Below are 16,587 nucleotides of genomic sequence, written 5' to 3'. Positions count from 1 at the left end.
CATGCCCTTCCGGGGAGGTGGTAGTCGCCGGGTGTGGCCGACAATGGGCGGGTGCTGGAGATGACGCGCGAGGAGTTCGAGGAACTGGTGGCCGAGGCGCTCGACCGGATCCCCCCTGAGCTGACGCGGCTCATGGACAACGTGGCGGTGTTCGTCGAGGACGAACCGCCCAGCGACGACCCCGAGCTCCTTGGTCTTTACGAGGGGACTCCGCTGACCGATCGCGGCGAGTGGTACGCGGGTGTCCTGCCCGACCGCATCACCATCTACCGGGGGCCCACCCTGCGGATGTGCGAGTCCCGCGAGGACGTCGTCGCCGAGACCGAGATCACCGTCGTCCACGAGGTCGCCCATCATTTCGGGATCGATGACGACCGCCTCCATGCCCTGGGCTACGGCTGAGCCCGTTCGGTTTCCGGCTGCCGCCCGCCTCCCGTGTGGGCACACCCACGGTCCCGGGTTCCGGTGACGCGGTGGCCGGGGCCGGGTCACGGCTCCACGGCGGAGCCGTACGCGTCCGTGTCCTCCCGCGGGGCGCGGGAGTTGGGCAGGGCGTCCCTTTCCCCAGCGCCTTCGGAGGTGCTCGGCCGTGCGCCAGTTGTACGTAACCGTCAGGTGGGCCGCGGCCGCGGTGGCCGTCGCGGCGACCACGGGCTGTATGAGCATCGGCGACGACGGGAGCGGCACCCCCGCCCCCGCACGGTCCGCCGGTGAGCGAAGCGGCGACGCCGTCCCCGACGGGGGGTCCGTGTCACCCGGAGGAGCGCGCGGGCCCGGGGCCGATGGCGACCGCAAGGACGGCGACGGCAAGGGCGGCAAGGGTGGCAAGGACGGGAAGAAGGGGCGGGGGGACCGTGGCGGTGGCGGCGACGGCAAGAAGGCCACCGCCGGGCACGGTAAAGGCGCCGTTGTGGACGGCGAGCCCTCGCGCGGCGGGAACCGCGGCGGTTCGAGCGTGACCCCCACCAGCGGCGGCGGCCGCCCCACCCCCTCCCGCACCCGCCCGGGCCCCGCCCCGACCCGCAGCACGCCCCCGCCCGAGCCCTCGTCCCCCACTCCCACCCCCACGCAGGCGCCCACATCGCCCGAGCCCTCCTCGTCCGCGCACGGCGGGGTGGGGGAGCCGGCGGGGCGGGGGGAGCCCTCGCCGCAGGCCGGTCCCGCCTAGCGGGATGCGGGGGTTCGCGGAAGGCTGGTGGGGGGTGTGAAGCCCCGATATGGTGGGCGTTTGCCATATGGGGTGGGGGGTGCGTATGGTGGTAGATCGTTTGATCCCATTTGCCCGGCGCCGCCAAAGAGAGCGCCGCGTGGCGCGTACTCTCCCTTGCCGTGGCTGACCGCATAGAGGCGGTCCATTGCGAAATCACGGAGTTGTGGGCGCGTGCCGAGACTCCGGAAGGTTTCGCATTTCGCATGTCCATTTCCAGTTTTGACGTTCAGGCTGTCCAGGTCCAGGTCCAGGACGAGAACCAGATCACCGAGTCCGTCGAGGCCGTAGCGGCCGTCGAGACCGTGTCGGCCGTGGAGGCCGTAGCGTCCGTCGAGGCCGTAGAGGTCCAGGCCGTGGCTGCCGACGTCTCCGAGGCCCCCGCCGACGAGGCCGTGGCCGCCGCCGACGCCACCGAGGGCGACGCCGAGGCCGGTCTCACCTTCGGCGACCTCGGTCTGCCCGAGGGCATCGTCCGCAAGCTCGCGCAGAACGGCGTGACCTCCCCCTTCCCGATCCAGGCCGCGACCATCCCGGACGCCCTGGCCGGCAAGGACATCCTCGGCCGTGGCCGCACCGGCTCCGGCAAGACCCTCTCCTTCGGCCTGCCGATGCTGGCGACCCTCGCCGAGGGCGGCCGCACCGAGAAGAAGAAGCCCCGCGGCGTCATCCTCACCCCGACCCGCGAGCTCGCGATGCAGGTCGCGGACGCCCTCCAGCCCTACGGCGACGTGCTCGGCCTGAAGATGAAGGTCGTCTGCGGCGGTACGTCCATGGGCAACCAGATCTACGCCCTCGAGCGCGGCGTCGACATCCTCGTCGCCACCCCGGGCCGTCTGCGCGACATCATCAGCCGCGGCGCCTGCTCCCTTGAGAACACCCAGATCGCGGTGCTCGACGAGGCCGACCAGATGTCCGACCTGGGCTTCCTGCCCGAGGTCACCGAGCTGCTCGACCAGGTCCCGTCCGGCGGCCAGCGCATGCTGTTCTCGGCCACGATGGAGAACGAGATCTCCACGCTGGTCAAGCGCTACCTGACCAACCCGGTGACGCACGAGGTCGACAGCGCCCAGGGCAACGTCACGACCATGACGCACCACATCCTCATCGTGAAGCCCCGCGACAAGGCGCCCGTCACGGCCGCCATCGCCGCGCGCAAGGGCCGCACGATCATCTTCGTCCGCACCCAGTTGGGCGCCGACCGCATCGCCGAGCAGCTCTGCGACTCCGGTGTGAAGGCCGACGCGCTGCACGGCGGCATGACGCAGGGCGCTCGTACGCGTGTCCTGGAGGACTTCAAGAAGGGCTACGTCAACGCCCTCGTCGCCACCGACGTCGCCGCCCGCGGCATCCACGTCGACGGCATCGACCTGGTCCTGAACGTGGACCCGGCCGGCGACCACAAGGACTATCTGCACCGCTCGGGTCGTACGGCCCGCGCCGGCCGCAGCGGCACCGTGGTCTCCCTCTCCCTGCCGCACCAGCGCCGCCAGATCTTCCGCCTGATGGAGGACGCGGGCGTCGACGCCACGCGCCACATCATCAACGGCGGCGGCACCTTCGACCCGGAGGTCGCCGAGATCACCGGCGCCCGCTCCATGACCGAGGTGCAGGCCGACTCCGCGGGCAACGCCGCGACCCAGGCCGAGCGTGAGGTCCGCGACCTCACCAAGGAGCTTGAGCGCGCCCAGCGCCGCGCCGCCGAGCTGCGCGAGGAGGCCGACCGGCTGACCGCCCGTGCCGCCCGCGAGCGCGGCGAGGACCCGGCGGTCGCAGTCGCCGAGGCCGCTGCCGCCGCTGCCGAGGCCCCCGCCGGGGCCGTGGCCGAGCCCGCCGTGGCCTCGGTGCCCGAGCAGTCGGCGCCGGAGCGCACCGAGCGCCCGGCGGCCCGCGAGGACCGTTCGTCGTACGAGCAGCGCCGTCCGGCCCGTGACGAGCGCGGCAACTACGAGCGCCGTCCCTCCAACCGTGACGACCGCGGCGGTGACCGCGGTGGTGACCGTGGCGGCTTCCGCCGTGACGACCGCCGCGACGACCGCGGTGGCCGTTCCTTCGAGCGCCGTGACGACCGCGGCGGCTTCCGTCGCGACGACCGTCGTGACGACCGTGGCGGCTTCAACCGTGACGACCGCGGTGACCGTGGCGGCGACCGTGGCGGCTTCCGCCGTGACGACCGCCGTGACGACCGCGGTGGCGAGCGTGGCGGCGACCGTGGCGGGTTCCGCCGCGACGACCGTGGCGGCCGCCCCTTCGAGCGCCGTGACGACCGTGGCGGCTCCGGCTTCAACCGCGACCGCCGCGACGACCGCGGTGACCGTGGCGGCGACCGTGGTGGTTTCCGCGGCGGCGAGCGTCGTGACGAGCGTGGCGGCCGCCCGTTCGAGCGCCGTGACGACCGCGGTGGCTTCCGCCGTGACGACCGCCCGTCCGGTCACCGGGGCAGCGACCGCCCGTTCAACCGTGACCGCCGCGACGACCGCCCCGCCGGCGGCCACCGCGCCGGCGGCCACGACCGCCCGTCCTACAACCGCGGCTCCGGCACCGGCACCGGCACCGGCTCCTTCGGCCGCCGCGACGACAAGCCGCGCTGGAAGCGCAACGGCTGACGCGGGCCCGCGGTAGCGAGCAGCAGCGAGGGAAGGCCCGTACGACGCACGCGTCGTACGGGCCTTCCCCGTACCTCCCGCAGCGCCCGCGGAGAACGCGTGGACACCCAGTCGGCGATACCCGATCGGAAGCCGAGGCCCGTCCGGCTATGCTCATGGGTGCGCCGACGTCCCGTCGGCGAGGACCGTTAGCTCAATTGGCAGAGCAGTGGACTTTTAATCCATTGGTTGTGGGTTCGAGTCCCACACGGTCTACGACTCAGGCCCAGGTCAGCGAATACGCGACCTGGGCCTGCGCCGTGTTCAGGACCCTTGAAGATCGGTAGCTCCGCTCTCGCCTCTGTGCTGGACGTGCCGGTCGGGGACTTGGAGCGGGCGGCCTCGGAGGCGAGGGGTGAGGCGGATGAGCCGCAGGACAGCCGCCCGCACGCCGTCGTGCAGGAGCGAGCGGGTTGGCTCCTTGCCCACGACAACGCTCACGGCGGCGACCACGTAGCGGACGCGGCGAACCAGGTGTGGCGCTCAGAGCGCGCGAAGATCACTGGCGAGGACAAGGCACAACTGAGCATCGTTGCCGAACTCGCGGAGATCGCAGGATGGTTGCTGTTCGATGCAGCACGCCCCGAAGCAGCCCGCGCTGTATGGGTGGAGTCCCTGCACTTCGCCCGCGCTGCCGGGGACCGGCCCATGCAGTGGTTTGCCATGGACCTGTTAGCCATGGAGGCCGTGGAGAGCGGGCGTGCGGGCGAGGCACTGACACTGTGCGATGAGATCACCGGCCGTGGAGTGCCGCCGCGCGTAGCGCTGCTCACAGAGTTGCGGCGAAGCCGCGCCCTGGCCGCTGTCGGTGATCGCGCACGAGCGCAGCAGGCACTCAGCAGGGCGCGCAGCAGACCGGAAGACTCTCTGCACCCTCGCGACCCCGAGTGGTCATGGTGGGTCAACGACCTGGAGGTGACCGGTCACGAGGCGGAAGTGGCGCTTCTCCTGGCGGAGCCTGTCCGCGCGGTGCCACGCTTCGAGCGGACCCGCACCCTGGTCGACGCGATCAATCCCACCGGGCGGGGCGCTCTGTACTACGCCACTGCCGAGCTCGATGCCCTTGTACGGCTCGGCGCCTGGCAGGAGGTCGAGGAACCGCTGACACGCCTGGGCCCGATCCTGCGCAACGTGGCGTCGTCCCGCAACAGGAAGCGGCTGCGGAAGGTGCTGCGCGCCATCGACCGGAACGGCCCGGCCTGGCTGGCCGGTACGGCTGGCGACATAGCGGCTAGCTAGACCTAGCCATTTTCTGCCAGCCGCCTGCGCCGGCCGGTGCTCGGGCCATACCGTGGCGTCATGCAATGCCCAGTGTGCGGCGGCGGCGACATCGAGGTGTACCCGCAGGAAGACGGCACATTCCTCTGCATGTGCAAGTGCGGCGCGGCGTGGACGAAGTGATCACGGAAGGTTCCGGATGACCAATCGACGAACCACGACCATGGCGGACATCGCACAACTGCGCCGTGCCGCGCAGACCAACAACAGCGCGAACATGGCCGCCGTGCTGCGACGCATGGGGGACCTGGCGTGCCGGACCTGCGGTAGCGAAGAGGGCGCGACGATCAGCGCCGTCCAGGGCCTGGGCGTTCAGGTCATGTGCGGGGCCCCGACCTGCCTGGGCGTGCACACCGTCTTCACAGAATGAAGCCGCGCGTGACCTGACCCCGGACATGACGAAGCGGCCCCGTCCTCCCGAAGGAGGGCGGGGTCGTCGTCAGTACTGGCGTCGTGCCGGATCGAGTGCCGCAGATTGCGGCGGAGGCTCGCTTGCCCCAGGGTCGGGAGCGCCGTCGCGGCGGCACACGAGCGCATGAGGATCGCTGGCCGGGGCTTGGAGGGTGTACCCGTCGGGGCAGGTCTGCCCGTCCCGGCCGGGCTCGCCCGCGGGGCCCTGCTCGCCGCGCGGACCTTGCTCGCCCGCCGGGCCTGCGGGCCCGGGCTCGCCCTGTGATCCGGGCGGGCCTGCCGCGCCGTCGGTTGCTGGCTCGCAGGTGCTCGATGCACCGCTCGACAGTGGCGGCGGCAGGGCAGTAGTAGCGGCAGTCGCTGAACGCGATGACCTTCTTACTGCCCCGGCGAGCCGGGTCGGCGTCCTCTCCGGTGAGGACGCGGATGCGGGTGATCGGTGGGGCGACGGTGTCGAGGATGGTCACGGTTGGTGCTCCTCTCGAACTCGGTGGTGCCTTTTGGGTCACCAGTCCGCCCCGGTGAGCGGGTACAGGCTGGGGCTGTGGGGGCCGCTCGGGCGGATCGCGCCGGGAGCGACGTAGCGGATGTTCAGGCCGACGCGGGCGCCGATGGTCATGTTGCTGTCCGAGCGGTGGACCAGTCGGACGTCCATCAGGCAGGCTTGTCCGGCGTCGAGCGGCAGCCATACGCCCCGCTCGTGCGGGCCGTTGGGCATCCCCTGTACGCCGAGCGCCTTGCCGCGCCGTGCGTCACTCTCCTCGCGGCCGTAGTCGAGGTATCCGGCGGCATGCGAGCCGGGGACCACTTGCAAGCAGCCGTTGACGGTGGTCGCGTCGGTCACGGCCAGCCACGCGGAGACGGAGAGTTCGGGGTCGAGCTGCACGCGCGGATTGGTAGGCGGACGTTTTCACCTGCGACCCGTGGGCCAAGTCACTACCGTGGGCAGACGACGCGCGGTCGCGAGGGGTAGCGCATGAAAGGCGAGGTCACGAGCGGCCTAGCCCGATTGCGGCGGGCCGAGGGGCACACGCAGGCATCGTTCGTAGAGATGTTCCTGCGGGAGGCCGCGCGCCTGGGCCTCGACGCCTCCCTGAGCGTCCGGCAACTACGCAGGTGGGAATGTGAGACGCCACCCCCGCTTCCGCATCCGAGCCAACAGGTCGTACTGGAAGCCGTCTTCGGTGTGCCCCTCGCGGAGATGGGATTCGTAGTCCCTGCCCATCGTTCGTCGGTTGCGGCACCGATCGGCGACTCTGGAGATGTGAAGCGGAGAACGTTCGTTGCCGACACGGGCGCCCTCGCTGCGGCGGCACTCGTTCCAGCCCGGGTGGGGCCGCGCATCGGCACGGCTGACATCGGTCGACTGCGTGTTCGACTGGACGCCCTCTATCAGACGGACCACACGGCGGGCAGCGTCCCGGCGATGAAGAAGGCGCACCGCATCGAGGGGGAGATCACGGGAGCCCTCGGTGCCGCCTCTTACGCAGTTCGTCGGCCCCTTCGAGGTCGATTACGCCACGGCCGACATGTACGTACGTGTGGAGCAACCGAAGCGAGCCGTGCCGTTCCTGCGGGCTGCCGTGCGCGGGATCGGTGGCGACCTGGCCCGCAACAGTGCCTCGTATCGCGTGAAGCTAGTGCCGTATCAGACAACGTTCGCCGCGTTCATGCCAGACTGCCTGGATGATCGTCAGACTCGCGGAAGATGAAGACTTTCCCGGCTTCCTTGGCCTGGCGGCCCAGGTTGAGCACTGGTTCGGCCCGATGGTCGAGGACGTCGGTTTCCATGACGCTGTGCGCAAGCACGTGCGTCGGTCCAGGGCGCTCGTCGCTGTTTCCTCGGGGCCGGAACTCCTCGGCGGGATGCTGTTCGGGGCGGAGGCGTCGACCTACCACGTCCACTGGCTTGTCGTCTCGGAGCAGGCACGGGGGATGGGCGTCGGTCGTGCACTGATGTCGGACGCGATGCGCAGGTGGGTGCAGGGCCCGGGCACCATTGAGGTGGTCACTTTCGGGGCCGAACACCCCGGTGCTGTCGTCAGCGGCGCGCGTGTCTTCTACGAGCGTCTGGGCTTCGCCCCTGCCGAGGCTGCCGGTCCGGGACCGGAAGGCGGTTCCCGGCAGGTCTATCGCCGGGCCGTCACCTGATTCATGCGATGTTGGCCCGGGCGACCACGGCTCGCAGGTGCTGGTCGTCAGCGTGGCGGTTCCGTCAGATGATGTAGCGGCGGATCATGCTGCCCTGTTCCTTGTGGTCGGCGCGGTCGGTGCCGTCGAGGGTGAAGTAGCGCAGGGCCGTGAGCTGGGCCTCGATGCGGTTCAGCCAGGAGGAGTTGGTCGGGGTGTAGGCCATCTCGACGTTATTCGCCGTAGCCCAGGTGCCGACACGCTGGCACTTCTTCGTGCTCAGGTGCGGGGAGAAGTTGTCACTGACGATCGCGATCCGGACCTCTCACGGGTAGAGGGTGCGTAAGTAGCGGCAGAACTCCAGGAACTGTGTCCGCCTCTTGACCGGCTTGATGTGGCCGTAGAGCTTGTCCTTTGCCAGGTCCAGTGCAGCGAAAAGGTGCCGCACTCCGCACTCACCACGCCTGTGGACGACGACATGCGGCGCGAGGACGGGCGCCGGACCTTCGGGCTCATGGAGCTTGCCGTATGTGTGGACTGGCGGGGGCTCGGTATCGCCCGGCGGCTGCATGGCGCTCTGCTCGACGGTGTCGAGGCGGAACGGGTGCTGCTGAATGTCCATTCGGAGAGCAAGGCAGCGGTGGCCTCCTACCGAGCATGGGGATACCGAAAGGTCGGCGAGGCACGCCCCTGGGAGGGCGCTGACCTTCACGACGTGATGCTGCTCGCCTTGCGTTGACCCCTTGCCCGCTGGAGCGTCATACCTCGCCTTTGGCGGGACCCTCCGGTGCCTGCACAGCCACGTACGTGCCGCGCCCCGGTACCGCGTACACAAGTCCTGCCTCGGCGAGGACGGCGATCTCATTACCCGTCTGTTTGGAACTTCCTGTTCACCCGGAACTTCTGTCTACTGGCACCCCATTTGGGGGGCGTGCGCGTTATGGCTGTGCGCCGGGTAATGGCGCCTTTACGCCCTGTCGGCCATCGATGCCCCCGGTTCTATCCGGAGAATCTCCTGCCATGCTGCTGGCAGCAGGGGCGTGGAGAACGGGATGGATGCACCAGGGGGACTGGCATGGGAAATCCGTACGCTGGGCAAGGGTCCGGATATCAAGGGCCATCCAATGAGTGGGGGCGAGATATTCCGAAGCCCCCATCAGTACCGCCGGTGCCACCTCTGCCAACGCCACCACGGTTGACTCCCGATGGTGTGAGGCAACTGATCGATGTGGAGGCAGGCCCGCAGAGTGGGAACGCCACCGCGTACCTGCGTGCGGCTGCCCATCTTGATCAGATATTTCGCTCGCGCACGATCAAGGAACTCGCAGTACACCGGCACCGTGTGCCGCCGCCTTCATTCGGTTTCGACCTTAGTCAGGTGCTGCGAGAATGCTTCGCCGTACGACAAACAATCGCACTCCAAGCCTGGTTCGTCGTACCAGCAATCGTTGTGGCTGGCGTCCTTTCGCCCAGTGGCATGCTGGTCGCATTCGTCATCAGCACCTTTGTGCAGTTGCTCAGCCCGAGCAGTCGGCTCGGTTGGGGTGGTGGCCAGCGCAGCAGCCGGTCCGCCCTTGTCCCGCTTCAGACGGTTGCAGCGGTCGTCCTTCTGATCGGAGTCGGCCTGGCTGTCTTGTTCGGCAGTGCCCTCACAGGGGAGGTGCTCGGGGCGGCCCTGCTGGTGCTCGGGACACTCGCTCTCACCGGCTATGTGCAGCGGCTATGGACTCTGCGTGCTCTGACTACACGGCAAAACCACGAGACAAACCTATCCCAGGCGGGGGCTGATCGCTGCAAGGACCTCGGGTTGCTGGATGATCGGCGAGACATTGTCTACGCAGCTTTCGGTCCCTTTGTGGGTGCGGGAGTGCTGATCTCCGACTGGTCCTTCGCGATCGAGTTGGTTCCCTCGGAATCACTTACTGAAGGGCAGGAGGTGAAGCCTCTCAGTGTTCCCGAGCTGCACGCTGCGGTGAAGGCGGAACTTCGCGCGTTAGGTGCAGGCCCGGACTACCCGGGTGACCGCCTAAATGAGATCGAAGTGAAGGACTTCATATTCAAGCCTGGACTCCGTTGGGATTCGAGGACTGCCCATTCAAGTGGTTGGCAACGCTTCTCCGGAGCAGGCCAAGATGACAGCATCACAGGCTGGTCGAACGAGGTGGACCTAGCCGCAAACGAACGGTTGCGCCACTTTGTGGCAGTGCGTATTGGCTGCTGGGAGGAAGAGGTGGTAATTAGCCTGTTCTTTCGCGTGTTCGTCAAAGGTGAACAGCTTCAGGTGGAGAGTGTAGGGTTCGTGCTGCTGCCCATTGACAGCCGATTCCATGTTGTCGACACTCTCGTGCCGCCGGACCGCCTGGAGGAAAAGCTGGTCGCTGCCTGGTATGCCTTCACCAACATGAACCGCACGCTCGGTCAATCCATATCGGAGCCATGGCGGATGATGGGAACTGCCTGGCAGGTGCGCCGTAACGAGAAGTGGCAGAGCATGATGCGTGATCAGGGCCGCCCTGTCGACCACGGCCCTCGTTTCTCAGTACGAGAAGCGGCGGCCTCCAAAGTTTTCTCACATCCATTCCAAGAAATGGATGTCGCGCGACTGACCGCGATGGTCGAGCGGCGCGTACATACGGCGTTGCTCAACTGTCTGCGCGCCGGCGGGTACACGCTGGGCGAATATGAAACCCGGCAAGATATCCAGATCAACAACGGCATCCAAATTAGCGGCGGAACGGTCTCCGGCCCGATCGCCGCCGGAAGCAGGGCGAGGGCCCAACAGTCGCGCTCCCCCTTGAACCAGGCAAGGTCAGGCGCTAGGAGGCAACCGCGGTGACGCCCATGCCAGAACTGCCCAGCGACGGACAGCGGGGCAATCAGGGAGTGCAGATTTCCGGCGGAGCCAGGGTCTCTGGCCCGGTCGCCGCCGGGCGCCAAGCTCGGGCCACGCAGCACAACCAGGCGCCAGTGGCTGCCGAGACAGTGTCCGCTGAAGCGGAGCGAGTGGTGAGCCTGCTGGGGCAGATGCGTGATCAACTGCAGGACACCCAACTCGACGGATACAGCCGACAGACCGCTGATCAAGCGATCACCGATGCGGTTGACGAGGCGTCCGATCTCGAACCAGAGCCTGGGCGGTTGTGGGGAGCAGTGCACGCCCTGGCGGGTGCACTGGCCGGGGTGACAGGGCTCGCAACCCTGCTCGCCGAACTGCGTCAGGCTGTCGGTGATTGGTTCCCTGCCCTGGGAGGGCGCTGAGCTTCACGACGTGATGCTGCTCGCCTTGCGTTGACCCTCCGCCCCCGCTACCGCGCACCAGGGCTACTTCAGGGCGTGGCGCCTCCGCCGCAGGGGGGAGTCGGTTCCTGCGTGCGCGTGATTTCCGTGTGCCCACGGCCGTCCAGAGTGGACGCATGGCGATCAGCGCGACGACTCCGACTTCGACGGTTACGACTTCGACGGTTACGACTTCGACTTCGACTTCCACGGGCCCGACTTCGACAGCTCCGGCTACGGCTACGGTTCCGACGGCCACGGTGGGTTCAACAGGCCCGGAGTGGGCGGAACGTATCGCCCGGGTTCTGCCGTTGCTCGCCCTGCCGGTGTGCCTGTGGCGGCTGCCCATCGGGTTCGACTTTCTGATGGGGGCGGACGCCGCCACGATGTCGTGGTCCCGGTGGGCCAACGTGTCCTACGTCGTCACGCTCAGCCTGCTGTCCGAGGTGTTCGCGCTGCTCTGCCGCGGTCTTGTGCGGCCGTGGGGCGAGGTGGTGCCGCGGTGGGTGCCGGTGCTGGGTGGCAGGCGCATACCCCCGTTCGCGGTGATCGTGCCCGCCGCCCTCATGGGGCTGCTCTTCACCGCGCTGCTTGTCCAGTGGGTGCTCTGTACGTTCCATCTCGCGGGCTTCTCCGACGTCGCGTACACCAGCGTGTGGTGGCAACTGCTGGCTGCCGTGGTCAGCGGCCTGATGGCGCTGTGGGGGCCGCTGATCCTCGCCCTGACGTACGGCTACTACCGGCGCCGGTGCCGTACGGCCGAGTGAGGTGTGGGGCCACAGGGAACCGATTCGCTATCTGCGTCCCGTATGGCGTAGTGTTGGGTTCACCGACGCGGGGTGGAGCAGCTCGGTAGCTCGCTGGGCTCATAACCCAGAGGTCGCAGGTTCAAATCCTGTCCCCGCTACTGAAACCGAAGGCCCGGAATCGTTCATCGATTCCGGGCCTTCGGCATGTGTGGCTTATTCCGGTGGCCCGCTTCGGTGGCTGGCTCCGGTGGCCCGCTCCGGCGGCTTTCGGCTGTCCGTGGCGCCGTTTCGCGCCGTTGTCCGCAGCGGGCTTTGCGTTGACTCGTGTGCCGTGCGTAGCTTTGTGGTCACCATGAGTCGGGTGCGGTACGTGCTGTCAGTGGTGCTGCTGACCATCTGCGCGCTGTTCGCCGGTGTGTGCCACGGGCCGCACGGGCTCGCCGCCACGAGCCCGGCCGCCGCCGCCCCCGCCCACCACGTCTGCCCCGGACCCGCGCACGGCGAGCACGCCGGTTCCGCGCACGGCGCCGCCCTCGCCGCCCAGCCCGCCGACCGGGAGCGGCCCGAAGGCGCGGGCGGCGGCAGGGGCGGTGAGCGTGGCGCCGACGACCTCGCGCCCCCCGCCCCGGTCCCGGGAGCCATGGCCATGTCCCGGGACGGGCCCCCGTGCCCCGCCTTCGGCCAGCGACTCCTCGTCGCCATCGGAGTGGATCGGAACTGAGTGGCCCCGCGGTCCCGCGGGCGCCGGCGCGTACCTCGTAACGCCCTGGCCGCGCGGACCCCCGAGCCACCCCCCCATCCACGTACCGAAGCACCGAAGGACGCACCCCCCATGATCGGAAAGCTTCAGCCCGCGGCGGCGGCCGTGGGCAACACGCCCGTGCTCTGGATCGAGGAACCCGCCCCCGACGGCGGCCGCGGCTACTGGGCCAAGCTCGAAGGCTTCAACTTCGGCGGCATCAAGGACCGCGCCGCCCTGCACCTGGTCGAGCGCGCCCGCGCCCGCGGCGAACTACGGCCCGGCGCGCCCGTCGTCGAGTCGACGTCCGGCACCCTCGGGCTCGGGCTCGCCCTCGCCGGCGTGCACTACGGCCACCCCGTGCACATCGTCACCGACCCCGGCCTCGAACCCATCGTGGAGCGGATGCTGGTCGCGCACGGCGCCCGCGTCCACCTCGTACGCGAACCCGGTGCCGTCGGCGGCTGGCAGCAGGCCCGGGTCGATCGGGTCGAGGCGCTGCTCGAACGGCCCGAGTTCGCGGGTGCCTGGTGCCCGAACCAATATCACAATCCCGACAATCCGGAAGCCTATCGAGGCCTTGCCGCCGAACTCGTGCGGCAGATCGGGCAGTTCGACGTGCTGGTGTGCGCTGTCGGTACCGGCGGGCACTCCGCCGGGATCGCGCGCACGCTGCGTGCCGCCTCCCTGCCCGGGCTCGAACTCGTCGGCGTGGACAGCGTCGCCTCGACCATCTTCGGGCTGCCCGCGGGGCCCCGGCTCATGCGGGGGCTCGGCTCGTCGATCCATCCGCGCAACGTCGACCACGCCGCCTTCGACGAGGTCCACTGGGTGGGCCCGGCCGAGGCCGTGCGCAGTGCCCGGCTGCTCGCCGGGCGGCAGTTCGCCACGGGGGGCTGGAGTGTCGGTGCGGTCGCGCTCGTCGCGGGCTGGCTGGCACGTACGCGGCCTCGCGGGACGCGCGTCGCCGCGGTATTCCCCGACGGGCCGCAGCGGTACTTCGACACCGTTTTCAACGATGAGTACTGCCATGAGCGGGGGCTGCTCGGTGGTGCGGGCTCCGTCCCGGACGAGCCGCGGGAAGTCGCCGGGCCGGGCGAGGGGATCGTGGAGTGGAGCCGGTGGCGGGCCGAGCGGCGCGCGCGGGCCGGGACCTGCGGGGAAGCGGGGGCGGCGAGCGGGCAGGCCGGGGTTCCGGCCGGGGCAGGTGCCCAGTGAGCCCCGGCAGCCGAGTCGGTTCCGTGGGCGGGGTCCGGGCTCGTGTGCGTGCCTTCGAGCCCGCCGTGCAGTTGCTCTTCGTCAATCAGTTCAGCATCAACCTCGGGTTCTACATGTTGATGCCGTACCTCGCCGCTCATCTCTCCGGCGACCTCGGCCTCGCCGCCTGGGCGGTGGGCCTGGTGCTCGGCGTGCGCAACCTCTCCCAGCAGGGGATGTTCCTGGTCGGCGGGGCGCTCGCCGACCGGCTCGGGTACAAGCCGATGATCGTGGCCGGCTGCGCCCTGCGCACCGGGGGCTTCACCGCCCTCGCCTTCGCGCAGACGCTGCCGGTGCTCATCGCGGCCTCGGCGGCGACCGGGCTCGCGGGGGCGCTGTTCAATCCTGCGGTACGGGCGTACGTCGCCGCCGAGGCGGGCACGCCGGAGCGGCGCGTGGAGGCGTTCGCGCTGTTCAACGTCTTCTACCAGACCGGTATCCTGCTCGGCCCACTCGTCGGGCTCGCCCTGACCGGCGTGGACTTCAAGCTGACCTGCGCGGTGGCGGCGGTGCTTTTCGCCGTGCTCTCGGTGGTGCAGGTGCTGCGGCTTCCGGTGCGGCGGGGGGAGGCGGCCTCCTCCGACGCCGGTGCCGGTGCCGGGGGTGGGCAGTGGCGTGTCGTGTTCGGCAACCGGCCGTTCTGGCTGTTCTCGCTCGCCATGACCGGGTCGTACGTCCTGTCGTTCCAGGTGTACCTGGCGTTGCCCCTGGAGGTGGAGCGGCTGCTCGGTGCGGGGACCGCGACGACCGTCGCGACCAGCGCGCTGTTCGTCGTGTCCGGGCTCGTCGCGCTCGTCGGCCAACTGCGGATCACCGACTGGTGCAAGCGGACGTGGACGCGGGAGCAGTGCCTGGTCGCCGGGCTCGGCCTGATGGGCGTGGCGTTCCTGCCGCCCGCGCTCGGCGGGCCCGGGTACGCGGGCGTCACCGCGCTGCTGCTGTGCGCGGCGGGGCTTGCCGCCGCGAACGCCGTGCTCTACCCGTTCGAGATGGACACCGTCGTCTCGCTCGCCCGCGAGCGGTGGGTTGCCACGCACTACGGCCTCTACAACACGGTGTGCGGCATCGGGATCACGGTGGGGAACCTCGCCATGGGCGTCCTGCTCGACCTGGGCCGGAGCCGGGGGCTGCCCGCGGTGCCGTGGCTGGTGCTCGCCGTACTCGGCGCGGGCTGCGCGCTCGCGCTGCGCTCGCTCGGGCGGTCGGGTCGGCTCACGGCACCCGTACCGGCGCTCGGAGGTGACCCCGCCTGACCCCTACCGGCGCTCGGAGGTGACCGTGCCCGCCCCGTACGCGCCCGGGGCGCGCGCCGAGCCCGCCCGCTCGGCCCGCGCCCCCGGGCGCCTTCCACCGCCGGTAGCCCCCTAACCCACTCGGCCCACATCAGGTCGCTTCCCGGCCCCGCTACGGGAAGCCTGGGTAGGCCGAGGCGGCGCGGGTTGCGGTGAGAGCGGAGCGGTGGTGATTGCTGTGCGTGGTGGGGGGCCGAGTGATGCGCGCGGCGGGCAGGGTTCGGGTGCCGGGGGTGAGTGGAGTGGTGTGCGGGGCCAGCGGGGTTCGGATGCCGGAGGCGGGCCGGGAGGTGTGCGTGACGAGCGGGGTTCGGGTGGTGGGCGTGAGCCTGGTGGTGTGCGTGACGAGCGGGGTTCGGGTGGTGGGCGTGAGCCTGGTGGTGTGCGTGGCCAGCGGGGCTCGGGTGCCGGGCGTGTGCCCGGCGGTGGGCGGAGCGCGGGTGGCGGGCGTGGGCTCGGTGGTGTGCGGGGCACGGGGGCCGGGCGTGGGTCGGGGGGATCGCGGGATCTGCCGCGGGAGCGTGCCCTCGTCCGGGGGCTGCCCCCGCTGCTCCTCGTCGTCGGCATCTGCTTCGACGCGCTCACCCCCCCCGAGTTCACCGCGTCCCCGCTGTTCGCCGCCGCCCCGCTGATCACCGCCCCGTTCTTCCGGCTGCGCACCACCGTGGCGGTCGCCGCGGTGTCCTGCGCGGCCGTGCTCGGCCTGCGCCTTCGCGGGGGCAGCGCCGGCGCCGCCGTCGAGGTGGTCACCGAGTTCCTGACCATGCTGACCGTCGGCATCCTGGCCGTCGTCATCAACCGCGTCGTGCGCCGCGGCGACGCCCGCCTCGCCTCCGCCCGCTCCATCGCCGAGACCGCCCAGCGCGCGGTGCTCCCCCAGCCCGACCCGCGCATCGGCGGCCTCGACATCGCCGCGCGCTACGAGGCCGCGCAGGCCGACGCCTTCATCGGCGGGGACCTGTACGCGGTGCAGGACACCCCGCACGGCGTACGGGTCATCGTCGGTGACGTACGCGGCAAGGGCATGGGCGCCGTGGCCGCCGTCGCCGTGGTGATCGGGGCCTTCCGGGAGGCCGCCGAGCAGGAGTCGACCCTGGAGGCGGTGGCACAGCGCCTGGAGCGGGCACTCGCCAGGGAGGGGATGCGGCGGGACGGCCTCGACGCCTTCGAGGGGTTCACCACGGCCGTACTCGCGGAGATCCCGCGGGGCGGCGAGGGCATCGTACGGATCATCAACCGGGGGCACCCGGAGCCGCTGGTCCTGCGCGGTGACGGGCGGCTATGCGTGCTCACCCCGGCCGAGCCCGCGCTGCCGCTCGGCATGGGCGACCTCGGCACCTGGCCGGACCGCGCCGACTACGTCGACTTCCCGCCCGGGGCCACACTGCTGCTCTACACCGACGGGCTCTCGGAGGCCAGGAACGCGGACGGGGAGTTCTTCGACCCCGCCGTCCGGCTCGGCGGCCGCGTCTTCCCCGGCCCCGGCGGCCCCGACGCGCTCCTGGCCGCCCTCGTGGACGACGTCCGCGAACACACCGTGGACGGCGCCACGGACGACATGGCCCTGCTCGCCGTACGACGACCCGTCACAACCGGTGACTGA

At 70.3% G+C, this 16,587-nt stretch carries 14 protein-coding genes, 2 tRNA genes and 2 pseudogenes; 16 read left to right on the top strand and 2 right to left on the bottom strand.

The annotated features are described in order from the left end of the window. Positions 1-51: 51 nt before the first annotated feature. The 6 genes from IG78_RS0128290 (at position 52) to IG78_RS0128265 (ending at position 5,500) form a co-directional block, all read left to right on the top strand. A complete protein-coding gene (locus IG78_RS0128290) occupies positions 52-402 on the top strand; it encodes a metallopeptidase family protein (RefSeq protein WP_058849882.1) in 351 nt (116 codons plus the stop codon). Between the two features lie 187 nt (positions 403-589). After that, complete coding sequence (locus IG78_RS0128285; RefSeq protein WP_030568149.1) at positions 590-1,168, top strand: hypothetical protein; 579 nt, start codon at positions 590-592, stop codon at positions 1,166-1,168. 245 nt (positions 1,169-1,413) lie between these two features. Then, entirely contained in the window at positions 1,414-3,813 is a 2,400-nt protein-coding gene (locus tag IG78_RS0128280) for a DEAD/DEAH box helicase (RefSeq protein ID WP_030568147.1), read from the top strand. A gap of 182 nt (positions 3,814-3,995) precedes the next feature. Continuing rightward, a tRNA-Lys gene (locus IG78_RS0128275) sits at positions 3,996-4,068 on the top strand. A 57-nt stretch (positions 4,069-4,125) separates the two neighbouring features. Beyond that, positions 4,126-5,091 (top strand): NsdA family TPR-like regulatory protein, encoded by a 966-nt coding sequence (locus IG78_RS0128270; protein WP_157855890.1) that lies wholly within the window; start codon positions 4,126-4,128, stop codon positions 5,089-5,091. Between the two features lie 178 nt (positions 5,092-5,269). Further along, positions 5,270-5,500 carry a hypothetical protein gene (locus IG78_RS0128265; protein WP_157855889.1) on the top strand — a complete coding sequence of 77 codons (231 nt, stop codon included), beginning with the start codon at positions 5,270-5,272 and terminating at the stop codon, positions 5,498-5,500. A gap of 546 nt (positions 5,501-6,046) precedes the next feature. Here IG78_RS0128265 and IG78_RS0128255 read toward each other — a convergent pair. Then, positions 6,047-6,427 (bottom strand): phytanoyl-CoA dioxygenase family protein, encoded by a 381-nt coding sequence (locus IG78_RS0128255; protein WP_051853005.1) that lies wholly within the window; start codon positions 6,425-6,427, stop codon positions 6,047-6,049. A gap of 800 nt (positions 6,428-7,227) precedes the next feature. Between IG78_RS0128255 and IG78_RS0128250 the strand changes: the two genes are divergently transcribed. Further along, positions 7,228-7,692 carry a GNAT family N-acetyltransferase gene (locus IG78_RS0128250; RefSeq protein WP_030568139.1) on the top strand — a complete coding sequence of 155 codons (465 nt, stop codon included), beginning with the start codon at positions 7,228-7,230 and terminating at the stop codon, positions 7,690-7,692. Between the two features lies 1 nt (position 7,693). On the opposite strand, the pseudogene IG78_RS52470 reads toward IG78_RS0128250, so the two are convergent. Continuing rightward, positions 7,694-8,122 (bottom strand): annotated as a pseudogene (locus tag IG78_RS52470) (transposase); the annotation flags it as partial. A 3-nt stretch (positions 8,123-8,125) separates the two neighbouring features. Here IG78_RS52470 and IG78_RS0128240 point away from each other — a divergent pair. The 9 genes and pseudogenes from IG78_RS0128240 to IG78_RS0128205 all read left to right on the top strand — a co-directional run. Continuing rightward, positions 8,126-8,410, top strand: a pseudogene (locus tag IG78_RS0128240) (GNAT family N-acetyltransferase); the annotation flags it as partial. A gap of 471 nt (positions 8,411-8,881) precedes the next feature. Beyond that, positions 8,882-10,507: a hypothetical protein gene (locus IG78_RS0128235; RefSeq protein ID WP_157855888.1), complete on the top strand. Its 1,626-nt coding sequence runs from the start codon at positions 8,882-8,884 to the stop codon at positions 10,505-10,507. 5 nt (positions 10,508-10,512) lie between these two features. After that, complete coding sequence (locus tag IG78_RS49470; protein WP_157855887.1) at positions 10,513-10,929, top strand: DUF5955 family protein; 417 nt, start codon at positions 10,513-10,515, stop codon at positions 10,927-10,929. A 278-nt stretch (positions 10,930-11,207) separates the two neighbouring features. Further along, positions 11,208-11,714 (top strand): hypothetical protein, encoded by a 507-nt coding sequence (locus IG78_RS0128230; RefSeq protein ID WP_037686714.1) that lies wholly within the window; start codon positions 11,208-11,210, stop codon positions 11,712-11,714. Between the two features lie 66 nt (positions 11,715-11,780). Further along, positions 11,781-11,854 (top strand) — tRNA-Met (locus tag IG78_RS0128225). A gap of 203 nt (positions 11,855-12,057) precedes the next feature. Then, on the top strand, positions 12,058-12,417 hold the full coding sequence (locus tag IG78_RS49465) for a hypothetical protein (RefSeq protein WP_051853004.1): 360 nt from the start codon (positions 12,058-12,060) through the stop codon (positions 12,415-12,417). A gap of 111 nt (positions 12,418-12,528) precedes the next feature. Then, positions 12,529-13,653 (top strand): PLP-dependent cysteine synthase family protein, encoded by a 1,125-nt coding sequence (locus IG78_RS0128215; RefSeq protein WP_078965699.1) that lies wholly within the window; start codon positions 12,529-12,531, stop codon positions 13,651-13,653. 23 nt (positions 13,654-13,676) lie between these two features. Then, positions 13,677-14,945, top strand: a complete 1,269-nt coding sequence (locus IG78_RS0128210) for an MFS transporter (RefSeq protein WP_030568124.1) — start codon at positions 13,677-13,679, stop codon at positions 14,943-14,945. Positions 14,946-15,366: 421 nt separating this feature from the next. After that, positions 15,367-16,587 carry a PP2C family protein-serine/threonine phosphatase gene (locus IG78_RS0128205; RefSeq protein ID WP_404827781.1) on the top strand — a complete coding sequence of 407 codons (1,221 nt, stop codon included), beginning with the start codon at positions 15,367-15,369 and terminating at the stop codon, positions 16,585-16,587.

It is taken from the genome of Streptomyces aureocirculatus (assembly GCF_000720475.1).
GTDB lineage: Bacteria > Actinomycetota > Actinomycetes > Streptomycetales > Streptomycetaceae > Streptomyces > Streptomyces aureocirculatus.
The sequence above is the reverse complement of the archived record's forward strand: the minus strand, read 5'-3'. Positions and strand labels throughout refer to the sequence as shown.